At 59.4% G+C, this 14,035-nt stretch carries 12 protein-coding genes; 8 read left to right on the top strand and 4 right to left on the bottom strand.

The window, feature by feature from the left end; genetic code table 11:
- Positions 1–121 precede the first annotated feature (121 nt).
- Entirely contained in the window at positions 122–1,024 is a 903-nt protein-coding gene (locus tag O987_RS16515) for a LysR family transcriptional regulator (RefSeq protein ID WP_019042778.1), read from the bottom strand.
- A gap of 432 nt (positions 1,025–1,456) precedes the next feature.
- Between O987_RS16515 and dkgB the strand changes: the two genes are divergently transcribed.
- Positions 1,457–2,263: a 2,5-didehydrogluconate reductase DkgB gene (gene dkgB / locus O987_RS16510; protein WP_019042777.1), complete on the top strand. Its 807-nt coding sequence runs from the start codon at positions 1,457–1,459 to the stop codon at positions 2,261–2,263.
- Positions 2,264–2,284: 21 nt separating this feature from the next.
- On the opposite strand, the gene O987_RS16505 is transcribed toward dkgB, so the two are convergent.
- Positions 2,285–3,124: a CHAD domain-containing protein gene (locus O987_RS16505; protein ID WP_043376568.1), complete on the bottom strand. Its 840-nt coding sequence runs from the start codon at positions 3,122–3,124 to the stop codon at positions 2,285–2,287.
- A gap of 202 nt (positions 3,125–3,326) precedes the next feature.
- Positions 3,327–3,797 carry a hypothetical protein gene (locus O987_RS16500; RefSeq protein ID WP_235214167.1) on the bottom strand — a complete coding sequence of 157 codons (471 nt, stop codon included), beginning with the start codon at positions 3,795–3,797 and terminating at the stop codon, positions 3,327–3,329.
- A gap of 153 nt (positions 3,798–3,950) precedes the next feature.
- On the opposite strand from O987_RS16500, the gene O987_RS16495 reads away from it, so the two are divergent.
- From O987_RS16495 to O987_RS16470, 6 genes are all read left to right on the top strand, one after another.
- Positions 3,951–4,400 (top strand): SRPBCC family protein, encoded by a 450-nt coding sequence (locus tag O987_RS16495; protein WP_043373573.1) that lies wholly within the window; start codon positions 3,951–3,953, stop codon positions 4,398–4,400.
- 412 nt (positions 4,401–4,812) lie between these two features.
- A complete protein-coding gene (locus O987_RS16490; protein WP_029158489.1) occupies positions 4,813–5,295 on the top strand; it encodes a GreA/GreB family elongation factor in 483 nt (160 codons plus the stop codon).
- A 436-nt stretch (positions 5,296–5,731) separates the two neighbouring features.
- Positions 5,732–6,229 (top strand): RNA polymerase sigma factor, encoded by a 498-nt coding sequence (locus O987_RS16485; protein ID WP_029158488.1) that lies wholly within the window; start codon positions 5,732–5,734, stop codon positions 6,227–6,229.
- Between the two features lie 80 nt (positions 6,230–6,309).
- Complete coding sequence (locus O987_RS16480; protein WP_051962198.1) at positions 6,310–7,470, top strand: FecR family protein; 1,161 nt, start codon at positions 6,310–6,312, stop codon at positions 7,468–7,470.
- Positions 7,471–7,600: 130 nt separating this feature from the next.
- A complete protein-coding gene (locus O987_RS16475) occupies positions 7,601–10,015 on the top strand; it encodes a TonB-dependent siderophore receptor (protein WP_043373570.1) in 2,415 nt (804 codons plus the stop codon).
- Positions 10,016–10,596: 581 nt separating this feature from the next.
- The gene (locus O987_RS16470; RefSeq protein WP_235214166.1) at positions 10,597–11,052 is read left to right on the top strand and encodes a DUF4198 domain-containing protein; all 456 of its coding nucleotides are present in this window, start codon (positions 10,597–10,599) and stop codon (positions 11,050–11,052) included.
- Positions 11,053–11,341: 289 nt separating this feature from the next.
- On the opposite strand, the gene O987_RS16465 is transcribed toward O987_RS16470, so the two are convergent.
- Positions 11,342–12,988, bottom strand: a complete 1,647-nt coding sequence (locus O987_RS16465; protein WP_043373566.1) for a hypothetical protein — start codon at positions 12,986–12,988, stop codon at positions 11,342–11,344.
- A 493-nt stretch (positions 12,989–13,481) separates the two neighbouring features.
- Here O987_RS16465 and O987_RS16460 point away from each other — a divergent pair, with 493 nt between their 5' ends.
- Positions 13,482–14,018 carry a sigma-70 family RNA polymerase sigma factor gene (locus tag O987_RS16460; protein WP_051962197.1) on the top strand — a complete coding sequence of 179 codons (537 nt, stop codon included), beginning with the start codon at positions 13,482–13,484 and terminating at the stop codon, positions 14,016–14,018.
- Positions 14,019–14,035: the final 17 nt, after the last annotated feature.

Raw genomic sequence — 14,035 nt, 5'->3', positions numbered from 1 at the left:
CGTCCAGCCATGGAGTGCCCTGCTGCGGCGTTACAGCCTCGCTGCAAGTGCTGCGCTGCCGGCCCATAGCGCAGCCTCACCGCGATACAGGTACGGCAGCCACCGCGCCGGCTCGGGCCGCTCAGGTCTCGAACGGGCGGCTGCCCAGCGTTTCCACCACATGGTCCACAAAGCAGGTGATGCGCGCCGCTAGTGCGGTGTTTCGATAGTAGACCGCATTGACGGGCTGGCAGATGTCCAGCGTCTGCTTGCCGAACAGCTGCACCAGATTTCCTTGCTCGCGGTCTGCGCGGGTCATGAAGTCCGACAGGCAGACGATGCCCAGGCCGGCCAGCGCCATGTGCCTCAGCGTCTCGCCGCTGGAAGATGCAATGTCCGGGCGAATGTGCACGGCGTTGCCGTCGGCGTCGCGCAGCGGCCAGTCATTGAGCGATTCGGGCTGGGTAAAGCCCAGCAGGCTGTGCTGGCTGAGCTGTGCCGCACTGGCGGGCATGCCGTGGCGCTTGAGATAGGCCGGGCTGGCCAGCACGCGTATGCGGCTGATGCCCACAGGGCGGGCATGGAGGGTGGAGTCCTTGAGCACGCCGATGCGGAATGCCACGTCGGTGCGCCTTTCGAGCAGGTCGATGATGCCTTCGTTGGAGTTCAGCTCCAGCTCCACCTCGGGGTAGCGCGCACGAAATCCTGCAATCAGCGGCACCAGCACATGCAGCATGAAGGGCGTGGCTGCATCGACACGCAACCTTCCCGCCGGACGCATGCGTCGCGCGGCCATCAACTCCTCCGCTTCGTCGACCGATGCAAGAATGGCGCGGGCGTGCTGCAAGAAAGTGGTGCCTTCCTCGGTCAGCGCCAGGCGTCTGGTGGTGCGGCGCAGCAGCGTGGTCTGGAGCTTTTCTTCCAGCCGCCCCAGCGTACGGCTGGTGGCTGAAATCGTCAGGCCCAGCAGTTCCGACGCGGCCGTGATGGACCCCGTGTCCACGACAGCCACAAAGGCCTGCAGTTCGTCGAGCGTGGTCTTCATTGTTGAATTCGGTTCAAGAAAAATGGGGAATGCCAAGCTTGATCTGCAAATGTTAATCGAGGACACCGCGCCGCAAACCTGTCCGTGGTTCTGTTCGCCCTGGTCAACGGCGTGTTGCGGAATTCACTTCCATTGAACAGCGCCAGTGATTGCCGATGGCGCTCAGACCCGTGTTCCGCAGCTTCCCGCAGCGGGCATGGGGCTCAAGTCGGGCCGGGTGCGTGCGGTAATCACAGATCATGAAAATTGGCGGCGGCTGCTGCAAGATTCTGGTTCTATATTTGATTTGATTTCAAGAGTATTTGTGAAATACAAGGCTTAATCCGCGAATATGAACGCGGCAAACTTCAGGCATCGGGAAAGCCGGTACGGCCAGCAGACATGCAGGCTCCGGACGGGCTGCTGCCCTCAATCTCATTCAGGAGTGATTTCATGAGCCCTATTCCTTCCTTCGGCGTCGGTACTTTCCGCCTCAACGGTCAGGTCGTGATCGATTCCGTGCGCAACGCACTCGATGTGGGTTACCGCGCGGTCGACACAGCCCAGATCTATGGCAACGAAGCTGAAGTCGGTCAGGCGATTGCCGACAGCGGTGTGGCGCGCAGCGATCTGTTTGTGACCACCAAGATCTGGACCGACAACTACAGCCGCGCCAAGCTGATCCCCAGCCTGCAGGACAGCCTCAAGAAACTGCGTTGCGATTATGTGGACCTGACCCTGATCCACTGGCCCGCACCCGGAAACGGCGTGGAGCTGTCCGAGTACATGGAAGCCCTGGCCGAAGCCAAGGCCCGGGGCCTGACCCGCCAGATCGGTATCTCCAACTTCAATATCGAGCTGACCCGCCAGGCCATCGCCGCCGTGGGCCAGGGCGAGATTGCCACCAACCAGATCGAGCTGAGCCCCTATCTGCAAGGCCGCAAGCTGACGGCCTTCCTCCAGCAGCAGGGCATTCAGGTCACTTCCTACATGACCCTGGCCTACGGCAAGGTGCTCAAGGACCCGGTGCTGGCGCAGATCGCGGCCAAGCATCAGGCCACGGTGGCGCAGGTGGCGCTGGCCTGGGCGCTGCAGCTGGGTTATGCGGTGATTCCGTCGTCCACCAAGCGTGAGAACCTTGCGAGCAACCTGCTGGCGCGCGATCTGAAGCTGGACGCCGATGATATGGCGCTGATCGCGGCGCTGGAGCGCAACGGCCGCGAAGTCAGCCCCGAGGGACTGGCTCCTGTCTGGGACTGATAGCGGCGCCGTCGTGAACGCTCAAGCCTGCTTGAGCGTCCGATCCTTGCGCAGCAGGCAGGAGAGGGCGCTCAGGCGGTTCTTGCGTTTCTTTCTGAGCCAGCGTCTTATTTGTTTCGCCTGATGCGCAGAAGGGATCAGGTGCGGGTTCTGCCTGAGCAGGCTTTCGCTGACAGCAAGGTCATTCAGCTCGCCAAGCGGCTGCTGGATTTTCTGCAGCCGCTTGAGCAAGTGGCGATGGTCTGCGGGCAGCAAGGGCCCGAACAGCTCCAGCAGATAACGTGTTTTCTTGCCGGCCTTTCTGACATCGTGAAAGGCTTCAAGGTCTGGCCTGCCGGCGGTGATCGCCCGCTTGGTGCGTCGGCGCAGCTGCCTCGCTGCCTGCGCAACCCGGGCCTGTGCAAGAGCTCGCAGTCGCGGCTGGCCGGACCCAGGGCCCAAGCTGGCCGACGTTTGCGCCAGAGCTTCCTGCAATCGTGTCTGTATATGGGGGGGCGAAAGGTTTTCCCGGCCAGCCTGCAGAGCGGATTCGCGGGCGGTCGATAGGGCCGCAATGCCGGCTGCGCTGCATTTGTCGTTACGTCTCAGCAGCTCGATCAAAATGTCGTAATCGCGGGCCATGCCTGCTGCGTTGGCAATCGATTTCAGGCTGCTGCGCTGCCGTGCATACTCTCTTGCCTCCATCAGAGGCCGGTAAAACCACCACAGCGTCAGCAGGCTGCGCAAAGTGACGCGCAATTGGTGGATCCCCTCGACGTCAGGTACCCGTGCAATGTCCCGGGCCTGTTCGACTGCCGAGTCGACGAGCGGGGTTGCGAGAGCTGAAAACGCCGCTTTGGCGCCGGTTTTGCCTTTGCCCATACGAACTCCCCGGGCTGTTGTCATGGGGCTGCGACAGGCGGCGACGCGCAATGCGGTGCGGTAATCGCCGATGTTCGCCACAGTGTGCCATGTTCCGTGCCTCTGGCCGTATGGGGAACGCTGCCTGAATTCCGGCAGCTGTGTGTGCAGATCGGCAGCGGCTCGGGTTGCGAAGAGCCTGAACATGCGCCTGAAGATCAGGCTATGGCAGATGGGCGACGAACACCGCCAAGCTCAACGCCGGCTCCTCACAGAGGTCATCGGGCGCAGCCTGGTCTGGCCCAGGCTGGCCCCACTCGGCATTGAGCCAGTCCTTTTCGACAATATCTGCGGCAATGGATGCAAGCTTCGCTGCGGGGTCGACGGCGCAGCCGAAAGGCAGCCGGCCATGCGCGGCGGATACAAGGCTGAAGCGCAGCTGCCTGGTCTGTGCCTCATGCCAGCAATAGAAAAGCATGGGTGCATTTCCACCCAATTGCTCCTGTCTGGCTGCCACGACCTGCCCGATGAAATCGGCAAGGGCTTCAGCGCTGATGCCCAGAGACTCCTCATCGTCTGGAGAAAAGCACCATGGATTGGACGATGCTTCGTGGTTGATGTCGGTGGCATCGACGACGATTTCGTCATCGCGCGCCATGGTTAACCATCTGCTTAATGTCGGCGAATCTTGCATGGGGTTTGGGTGCGGAGCCGAAGCGGCCTGTCCGCGGGATAGGTGTGATGGCGTTGTGCCGAAGAGGCGACTGATGAATACATCCAAGAAAGCCTGGTAGCCAGCTGCGGTGATGAGGGCTAAGCTTGCTGGCCTCTATCTCAGGAGTCTCGCATGCCACAGACCATTCGACTGCACCGTGTGATCAAAGCTCCGCCCGAACGCGTCTACCGGGCCTTCACGACCCCCGAGGCCATGGTCAAGTGGCTGCCTCCGCATGGTTTCGCGGCGCAGGTGCATGAATTTGACGCACGCGTGTGGGGCCGCTACCGCATGAGCTTCATCAATTTTTCCGCCAACAGCAAAAACAGCTTTGGCGGTGAGTTTCTGGAACTGGTGCCGGGCAGGCGCATACGTCATACCGATCGATTCGAGGACGCCAATCTGCCCGGCGAGATGATCACCACCGTCGATCTGAAGGAGGTCTTTTGCGGTACCGAGCTGCATGTGGTGCAGGAAGGCGTTCCCGACATGATTCCAGAGCAGGCCTGCTATCTGGGCTGGCAGGAATCACTGCAATTGCTTGCCCTCTTGGTGGAGCCAACCATCCCTGATGGAGCGTGAGTGCGGCCGTGCCTCTGGAAGTGGAATATGGGGCCTCAGGATCATGCCTTGGGGCCCACAACCACAAGCGCCATCTGTTGTCTGCATTGGCAAATATTCAGCACTGAGAGCGGTTCAAAAAGAAGCCTGCCGCAAGTTGTTTTGCGCCTCGTGCCATGGTCTGAAGATCGACAAAAGCTATCAATAGTGGAGCTGGTTGCGTATGTCTAGCATTGATTTCAATATCAAATGTATTTGAAATCAATATATAGAAGCGCAGCCAGCTATAAATTTAGAGTCTAAGAGGCCTATGGTGCATTGCGGCTTATCGGCCAGTGAACAGGCGCTGACGTAGCCAATGGGAAGCGTCGAGCGGTGAACAGGCCCTTCATAATCGGGGCCCCTCAACTTGTTCGAGATGCCTCTTTTCGCTATGGATAAATTGTTGTTGCAGCAGCAGGTGCTGGAACGGCTCGCGGAGGACCTTCTGCAGGCCGAGAAGGCCGCTATGGCTGCTCATGAAACGGCGACTCATGAGGAAAACATCGCCGAGAACAAGTACGACACATTGGGTCTCGAAGCTGCCTACCTGGCTACCGGCCAGGCTCGTCGCGCAGAAGCCATCCGCCAGGCGATGGCTGATTGGCGCCAGTTCCGCTCGCAACCTTACGACGCCAGCAAAGGGATTCAGCTCGGCGCGCTGTTCTGTCTGGTGGATTCAGACGACAAGCAACAACAGTTCTTTCTCGGACCGGATGGAGGGAATATGAAGCTGGTCAACGGCGCAGATCCCATTCAGGTCATCAGCAGCAAAGCGCCTTTGGGCAGGGCGGTGCTGGGTAGGAGCGAAGGGGATGAGGTGTCGATACAGATCACTTCAACCCGCCAGCAGTTTGAGGTGCTGTGGGTTCACTAAGCCGCGAGCGAGTTCACGCTGAAATGATCAGCAGTGATTCGTTCCAAGCCGCCTGGCATGGCCCCTGGCGGGGAGGCGGTGGCCAGCAAGCGTTCGACATGCGCGCTGCCTCAGCCTGCGCCTGATTTCGGACTCGCAAGCGAGATGGAGTTTTCGGCCATGGGCTGAATTTCTGCTCATCGACCCTGACGGCTGTTTCTGGCTACTTGCTGTCGACAGTCGTCACAGACATGCCGGTCAACGCTGGGTCGAATGGGGCCGTGGCTGATCCGTACCTATGACTCGCATCATATTGCATGGATTCATTGAGAATAAGTCGCATTAGCAATCTATAATTTTGCCGTGTAGTTGATTGCAACTCTTTGCGCCAGGGCTCCAAGGCTGTCTTATCGCCGCGCATGTTCGGCCTCACTTATTGCTACTGGCTTTTTGGATCGTGCTGACCCGCTACTACAGAGATCTGTTGAATTTCTGCATGCGCAAAGTGAGAGACCGCGATACTGCGGCCGACTTGGCGCAGGAAAGCTATGCCCGTGTGCTTTCCATGCAGCAGAAGGGGCAGGTCATTCTTGAGCCAGGTGCACTGTTGAGACAGGTGGCCTTGCGCGCCAAAATCGATATGGATAGACGGGCTGAGGTGCGCCAGCATCAAAGTATCGATTCCTTGGAGGAGCTGGACCAGCCTGCGAGCCCTCTGCATCTGCAGCCCGAGCATGCCTATGCATCGTCTCAGAGCATTCAAGCGTATCTTGACACTATCGAGGGGCTGCCGCCTCGGTGTCGTGATGCCTTCTGCATGTACATCTTCGATGAGTTGCCCAACAAGGAGATCGCAGAGCGTCTGGGAGTGTCGCTGAGCATGGTGAATCAGTACATCAGCCGTGGAAAACTTGCATGTGCTGCGCGCAGAATGGAACTTGATAATGTCGAGTGATCGCAAATTTGCGTTCGTTTTGCGTAGCTGCTTCGCCGAGGGTGAATTCTTGCCGCGCCCCGCGCATCCCTATCCATAAGATGAGTCACTCTTTTGCATCCCAGCGCAAAGTGCCAGCCTCCTTTGACGAGGCAGAGGAAGCGCGCGAGCTTGCGGATTTTTTCAGTCGACAGAATCCGGTAGAGGTGGCGGCCGTCGAATGGCACTCTCGCTGGGAGCAAGGCTTGAGCGAGAGCGAGCATGAAGCCCTGCGTCAGTGGTTGGCTGAGGATGCGGCACATGACGCGGCATTTCGTCGTCTGACGCAAGACATGGCGGTGCTGCGTTCTGCTCCTTCCGACATGGTTGCAAAAGCACGGTCCTCGTTCGAGCGCGAAACCATTGCCAGTGGTGGATCTTCTGCGCAGTCTGCCGGTGGGCCTGCGAAACCGGAGGCGATGGAGGGACGGGCGCGCGCAGGCGCGCTGTTGAACTGGATGCAGCCGCGCTCTGCCTTGGTCGCTGCCTGTTGTGCTGCGCTCTTTGCGGCAGGGATTGGATGGCACCAATGGATGCTGCAGCCGACATTCGAGAGCAGCTATGTTGCGCAGAAGGGGCAGCAAAAGCTTGTCACCTTGCCAGATGGCACCGAGCTCGCCATGGACACCGACACGCAGGCACAGGTCACCATGTACCGCGACCGCCGAGAAGTGCGGATTGCTGATGGGCAGATCATGTTCTCGGTTGCCGCCGATCCCAAGAAGCCATTCCATGTTCTCGCTGGGCCTGCGCGTGTCACGGTGCTGGGGACACGGTTTTCCGTTCGCTATCGCAACCAGGGGGCCGATGCCGGGGCGGTCAATGTTTCGGTGGAGAAGGGCCGTGTGCAGGTCGCCGGTTCCTACAGCAGCGCCAACGAGAAGGCTGATCTGCATGTCGAATTGCTGGCAGGGCAAGGCCTGAGGGTGTCATCGGACGGCGTATTAGGCCAGGTGGCCGGTGTTGCTCCCGGCAGTGTCGCCCTATGGCGCAAGGGCTTGGTGCGTTTTGATAACACCGCCTTGGCGGATGCATTGTTTGAACTGGAGCGCTACGGGTCTACGGGTCTGGAGATTCGCGACCCGGCGGTCGCTGCAATGACCATCGGCGGCAGCTACCAGATTGATAGACCCGGGGAATTTGCGCGCATGCTGACTCAGATCCTGCCTGTGAAGCTGGTCAGCGAGCCATCTGGGAAGACCGAAATCGTCAGCGCGCCTTGAGCACTTTCAGGCTCGATGCGGGAATTTCAAATTTTCTTCGGACTAGGGGTGTATTTCTGGTGATCTGATGCGTCTTAAAGAGTAGTGAGTCTTATTTTCATTCATTACTCGACGTTCGGAATCCCTCTCCATGCGCTTCACGCAGCCTCATTTTCAGCCCGCTCCTCTTGCTCTGGCCGCAGCCCTGGCCGTCCTCTCTCCGGTGATTGCGCAGGCGCAATCCGCGGCTGAGAATGCAAAAAACATCAGTTTCACGATCACTTCCCAGCCCTTGGGGAGCGCACTTAACGAACTGGCAGCAGCCTCTGGCACTTCCATTGGGTTTGCTCCCGCGCTGGTAGCCGGCAAGACAGCGCGTCCCGTGCATGGAGCGCTCACGCTCAGGCAGGCGGCGCAGCAGATGCTGGCCGGAAGTGGTCTGGTCGCGGTCCCCCAAGGAGGAGGCCTGGTCATCAAAGCCATCGCGCCAAACGATGACTCCTCATCCCTGGCCACCGTCACTGTGACTGCCCAGCTCGAGAGGGACGGCGTGACCGAGGGTACGGGCAGTTACACCCAGACCGGTCCCAGCAGGACAGCAACGGGACTGAATCTCTCGCTGCGCGAGACACCTCAGTCCGTGACCGTGATGACGCGTCAGCGCATGGATGACTTCAAGCTGGAGACCCTGACCGATGTGATGGAGCAGACACCCGGCATCGCCGTGTACAGGCAGAACAACGCTACCGATTTTCAAGCGCGCGGGGCGAAGGTCAACCTGCAGACCGACGGCATGGCACAACTGAGCAGCGGCTGGTATTACCTGACCAGCACCATGTTTTCGCTCGACGACATGGCGGAGATTGACCGGATCGAGGTCCTCAAAGGTTCATCCGGTCTGGTTGTGGGCAAGGGTGACTACGGCGCCACGGTCAACATGATCCGCAAACGACCGACCCGCGAATTTCAGGCCAGCGTGCGCGCCAATGTGGGGAGTTGGGATACTTATCGAACACAGGCCGATGTGAGCGGCCCACTGAACGAAGCGGGCACGGTTCGGGGGCGTCTGGTTGCCTCCGCCATGGACGCCGGTGGTTTCCGTGACCATGAAAAGAGCCGCAGCAAGATGCTGTTTGGGGCACTTGAAGCGGACATCGCCCCTGGCACAGTCCTCAACCTTGGCATGACCTATCGCGAACGCGATGCGCAAGGCATTGGCACCACGCAACCGATCCAGCGATACACGCGCACAGGCGGTGAGGTGGCGTGGTTGCCACGCTCTTTCAACACCGGCGCCCCCTGGGGGGGATATACGCAAAAAGGCCTCAATATCTTCGGCAGCCTGGAGCAAAGACTGGCGGATAACTGGGCCGCCACGCTCAAGTTCTCACATCAGAACGTCTCCATGGACGATATGAAGGCTGGCTACTTCTACGACCAGGACCGCGCAAGCTTTGGTCGATGGCGCAATATGGAGACCGATAACTGGAGCGTCAATCTGGATGTGAAGGGGACATTCGAGCTGTTGGGGCGTTCGCATGAGCTCCTGGCAGGTGCGGGTGTATCGCGTTTTCACAGCAATGTGCAATTGCCGCTGAATGCGTTGAACCTGGTGCCGCTGGGCAATCTCGGCATCAACATGGCACAAGGAGGCGCTGTGCTGCCTCAGCCCGACTTCAGTGTCTTGAACTACGGCAACAACAAGTTCAGTCAGAAGCAGCGTTATGCCTATGCAGCGGGGCGCTTCCGGCTGGCGGATCCTCTGCAAATGATCACGGGGTTGCGCGTTACGCGGTTTGAAGAGCGTGACATCACACCTTACTGGTGGAACTATGACATGAAGGAAAACGGCGTGATCACCCCCTATGCCGGGTTGGTCTACGAGGTGCAGCCGAACATGTCGCTGTACGCAAGCTATGCCAATATTTTCCAGCCGCAAACGGCTCAGGATGCACGGGGTGCAACACTGGCACCGGAACAGGGCAATACCTATGAGATCGGCGCCAAGGGGGAGTTTTTCGACAAGCGCTTGAACGCCAGCATTGCGCATTTCTGGATGAAGACGGAAAACACTGCAGAGGAAAGTGGTGATCTCACTCCTGCAGGCAATACGGCCTATCGTGCGGTCTCTTCTGCCACGCGGCGTGGCTGGGAGCTGGAGTTGGCGGGCGAGCTTGCGCGCGGCTGGCAGGCACAGGGCAGCCTGGTGCAGCAAAGCAGCTCACTCACCAGCGCCAGTCAATATCCCAAATACCAGTTCAAGCTGGGCACGACCTATCGTTTCGACGCAGGCTTCTTGCGTGGGCTGACTGTGGGAGCCGCCACACGTTGGCAAGGCAAGACGTCTATGAGCAATAGCGCCGCCACTTTGTCGCAGAGGGGTTACGCGGTGCTGGACCTGATGGCGCGCTATCAAGTCGACAAGCACCTGTCGTTCAGCCTGAACGTGAACAATGCACTGGACAAGAAGTACATGGCCGGTCTCACCAACTTTACGGCGGCAGGCTTGTTCTATACCTGGGGTGCTCCGCGCAGCGTCAATGTAGGGATGCGTTATGACTTTTGAACGCCGACATTCAAGGTCATCCAGAGGACGGCCTGAGCCAGCTTCGATGGCAGATCAGACGCCAAGGTGAAGCAGGGCCTGGCTGCATATCTGGACCGGACTTAGGGTCGGTTCGGTGCGGTTCTTCATCCGCGTCAACGGAAGCCCAGCGGTTCCCCGCAAGGCGTCACGCGCTGAATGCAGTGCGAACGGCCACGGATGCTGATCGCCACTATCTGATGCGAGCAGGTAGCAGATAGTGGAGGCAGGGCCTGATCGTCGTAGCCCGCCCAGCCTTTGTGATGTGCTGCTCGACACCGGGTCTGGGTTGCAGGCCGGTGTCGGGCTGGAAGAAATCCAAGCGGCGCCAATAGGCCGAGCGCATTGGATGCAAGTTTGAGGACAAGGATTACCTAGTGCATTTACCTGATGTATTCCATCGAACGGCTCTGTGCCTGTTAAGCAGCAGCGTCCTAGGGTGTTCGGCAAAGGCGCAAGCGGAGTATCTCTGGGTGCAGCCCGAAGGGGCGGAGGTCCGTGCCTACGCGGGAGAGCTGCACCGCCCTTTGGAAAAGTGGCCTGCCTTGCTGGAGCCCAGGGCAATGCAAGCGGATGGCAAGGCACTGCCAGTGCAGGCTGCGATCAACCATCTCGTTGTTCCCCAACCCGTCAGCGATCTGCGCTTCACTGCTACCGGGTTCGATGATGGCGTTCTTACCTACTATCAAGCCCGCTACGGTCGCCAGGGCATTCAGGCCCTGAACGACCTGGAACTGGTTCCGACCCACCCTGATGGAAACACCTTTCGATTGATGTTCAAGGGACGGCCCGTCGCCGCCAGTCAGGTGAACGTCGAAACGGGGGAGGGGTGGCGGCGTTCACTGGCTCCGTCAAAGGATGGTACGGTGAGCTTTACGCCGTCCTTCCCTGGCCTGTATGTGCTTGAGGTATCGGCGCGCGTCAATGATGCAGCGGTGACTGTGGGCGCTAGGAAGTATCACGATGTGCGCTACACGGCGACGCTCAGCTTTACCGTCCCTCAGCCAGAGGGGAGGTGAGTTGTCCCGCGGTGAAGGCGCACCTCTATCGACTCTGCCAAGAAGCGTAGGCCAGTCATCGCAATAGCTGAGGGGAAAGGACGGCGTCTGCTGCGAAGCTGCCATCGGCATGAACTTCGCGCATGGCTGCTAAGGGTCTATTGCACCAAGTCCAGACATGCAAAAAGGCGGTCACCCGGAATTGCTGCGATTCCCGGGACGGATGAGGCGCAGCACTCTGCCGCGGCACCAGTTCGTGGAACAAAAATGCCCGGCAGTGAGCCGGGCAGTTCAGGGGACAGTGCAGAAATTACTGGGCTGCCGTCTTCACAAACACCGGATTCGAATAGAACCACAGGTCGCCGTAGTTGCGTGCATTGATCTTGTTGAAGCGCGCCACATGGTCGGTGCCGTCATCGGTCTTCAGATCGGGCAGCGGTTCGCCATTCGCTGTCTCTCCGGCCACATCGGTGCCCAGGTTGGTGCCGCGCAGACGGAAGTACTGGTCGCCAGTGGCTTTGACCGTGGTGGTCACGGTGTAGTAGCCCTCGGAGTCGAGCGTCCAGTCCGCACGGGTAAAGCGCTTGAGCACACGGGTCGATGGGCTGGTGGCTTCATCGTAGCCAGACGTGCCCGGGGTCTTGCGGCCGGTGACATTGCCCGCGATCAGGTCGATATGGTCCACCATGGGCTTGACGTTGGCATACAGCCCGCTGCCCAGCTGGTATTCGAAATTGTTGCGATCAGGGCTCTTGAAGCGGATGGTGATGCTCAGGTCTTCGCCGCTTTGTGCCGCTACTTCGGAGCCCATTTCGCCCGTGGCCCTGGCGCTCTTCACCTTGAAGTCCAGCGCATTGATCAGATCGCCATACACGGCAAACAGCTTGCCGGTGCGCAGCGTGGCCAGCAGCGATTGCGGGTCCTTGACGTCGCCCCACAGGTAGTTCCTGGCATATTCGCCCGGCGCGTAGCCGCTGCTGTATTTGCCTTGCGACATGGTGAAGTGGTAGTCGGAGTCGGCCACGTTCCAGATGCGGCGTCCTTCGGACAGCAGCGCATCCCAGGTCCCTCCGAGCTTGGCCACCATATAGTCCACGCCGCCATAGGTGCGCGAAGGCAGATTGGCTTCGATGTAGTCGCTGGTGTAGCCACCGCGGTCCGGCTCCATCTGGTTGCCCACCATGCCTTCGAGGGTAAAGACAATATTGGGGGCCAGATCATTCATCTCACGCAGTTGGGCAATCGTGTATTTGCCAGGGTTGCGAGATGGGTGGTTGATCTGCAGATAGCTTGTGCTGGGGTAGTTCTGCTTGAGCCAGGCAATGGCGGCCATGGCTTCGGCATGGGTGTTGTAGCCGGTGCCGGCCTTGGGGCCCCAGACCGCCACATCTTCGGGCTTGAACAATGCCGCGTCGCGGTTGGTGAACAGATACTCGAACTGGCTGGCGGCCTTGAGCGCACCTGCCGACATGGGGTTGTCGGTCAAGATGCCGACGTTGCCGTGGTCGTGCGAAGGCATATCCCATTCAAAGGACGAGAAGATCACCTTGTCGGCGTACTTGCCCTGGGCCTGGAGTTCCTTGATGCGCGGCACCTGGAATTTGGCCATGGCTTCCGACATCGGAATCTGCGGATTCAGACGGTTGCCGTCATTGTCCCAACTGCTCAGGCGCAGATGATCGGACAGCGTAGCCCAGTCCAGACCAAAGCGGTCAAAAGCGGAGGCCAGCACTTTGTCCAAGGTGTTTACTTGCTGCGCATCGTCGGACTGCATGGTGTGCACATGCAGGTCACCCGTGGTCCAGCGGCCTTGTACGACCGGTGGCTGGGGCGTGGTGGGGGGAGGATCAGAATCGTCGGAGCCTCCGCATGCCACCAGCACGGCAGTGCTGAGGAAGAGTGTGGCAGCGGCATAGGCAACGCGTTTGGGGGCGAAGCCGGGGGATGCAGTTTTCATGACAGCGAATACAAGGAGGCAAGGCTTTGCGGCCCATCCACATGGCATGTGGATTGGTGAAAACCCGCAGTCTCCGCCTGTGTCGTGACAACCCAATGACAGCGGAGGATCGGAATGCTTCATCCGATCCAGGGTGGGTTGTTTGGCTATATGGTCGCAAGCTATCCCACCTTCAATCTGAAGATGCCAATAATTCGCTGGGTAACGCAGTAGGCCATTCAAGGATGCCCGCAGATTGGACACGCGTTGCTCTTGCTGCACTGCTCGTGATCAACTTGAGCGTTGAGCGCGCGGCATGCGGGCTGCCGCAGGCATTCGCTGCTTAGCTCGAAAATGGGCTCACTGCTGACAAAGCTGCGGTGGTGGTCGAGCCATGACGCTGATGCCAGGCCTCGTTGCGAAACAAGCAACCGGGCAGGGCCATTGGCCAGGCGGGCTCGCAAAGAGCAATTTGATTAGACGCTAGAATGAGAATAGTTCTCACTATCAAATAATGCCGCGTCATCGCGGTCTACCGTCTGTGACCGCATCTTCCTCTGCTCCTGCTGATCCCGTTCACGCGCTGTACGTTGAACATCATGGCTGGCTACAGCATTGGCTGCGGCGCAAGCTGGGCAATGCCTTCGAGGCATCAGATATTGCTCACGACACCTTTGTCAACGTCATCGTCTCCGGGATGGCGACGCGCATCGAGCAGCCACGGCCTTTCCTGGTCACGGTGGCCAAGAACCTGGTCATTCGTCGCTACCGCCGTCGTGTGCTGGAACAAGCCTATCTGGATGCGCTGGCGCTATTGGCAGAAGATCTGGTGCCACCGCCAGAGGAGCGCTTGATTGCTCTTGAGTCGTTGCAGGCAGTCGATCAAGTACTGGATGCCCTGGCTCCAAAGGCACGCGAAGCATTCTTGCTGGCTCATCTGGAAGGCCTGACTTACGCTGCCATTGCAGAGCGGCTCGGTGTCTCCATGACTTCGGTGAAACGCTATCTGATGCAGGCGCATCGTCAATGCTTTCTCCTGGCGCTTTCCTGATCCCTTGAGCACCGCTT

Origin of the sequence: Comamonas testosteroni TK102 (genome assembly GCF_000739375.1) — a bacterium.
Lineage (GTDB): Bacteria > Pseudomonadota > Gammaproteobacteria > Burkholderiales > Burkholderiaceae_C > Comamonas > Comamonas brasiliensis.
Note: the sequence above shows the minus strand (reverse complement) of the source record. Positions and strands in the feature narration are given on the sequence as shown.

Excerpts from the sequence above, each read along its gene's own strand:
- O987_RS16505 (WP_043376568.1), bottom strand. The coding sequence starts at position 3,124 with ATGGGCAAAGGCAAAACCGGCGCCAAAGCGGCGTTTTCAGCTCTCGCA.
- dkgB (WP_019042777.1), top strand. The coding sequence starts at position 1,457 with ATGAGCCCTATTCCTTCCTTCGGCGTCGGTACTTTCCGCCTCAACGGT.
- O987_RS16515 (WP_019042778.1), bottom strand. The coding sequence starts at position 1,024 with ATGAAGACCACGCTCGACGAACTGCAGGCCTTTGTGGCTGTCGTGGAC.
- O987_RS16465 (WP_043373566.1), bottom strand. The coding sequence starts at position 12,988 with ATGAAAACTGCATCCCCCGGCTTCGCCCCCAAACGCGTTGCCTATGCC.
- O987_RS16460 (WP_051962197.1), top strand. The coding sequence starts at position 13,482 with ATGCCGCGTCATCGCGGTCTACCGTCTGTGACCGCATCTTCCTCTGCT.
- O987_RS16495 (WP_043373573.1), top strand. The coding sequence starts at position 3,951 with ATGCCACAGACCATTCGACTGCACCGTGTGATCAAAGCTCCGCCCGAA.
- O987_RS16470 (WP_235214166.1), top strand. The coding sequence starts at position 10,597 with ATGCAAGCGGATGGCAAGGCACTGCCAGTGCAGGCTGCGATCAACCAT.
- O987_RS16500 (WP_235214167.1), bottom strand. The coding sequence starts at position 3,797 with ATGCAAGATTCGCCGACATTAAGCAGATGGTTAACCATGGCGCGCGAT.
- O987_RS16490 (WP_029158489.1), top strand. The coding sequence starts at position 4,813 with ATGGATAAATTGTTGTTGCAGCAGCAGGTGCTGGAACGGCTCGCGGAG.
- O987_RS16480 (WP_051962198.1), top strand. The coding sequence starts at position 6,310 with ATGAGTCACTCTTTTGCATCCCAGCGCAAAGTGCCAGCCTCCTTTGAC.
- O987_RS16475 (WP_043373570.1), top strand. The coding sequence starts at position 7,601 with ATGCGCTTCACGCAGCCTCATTTTCAGCCCGCTCCTCTTGCTCTGGCC.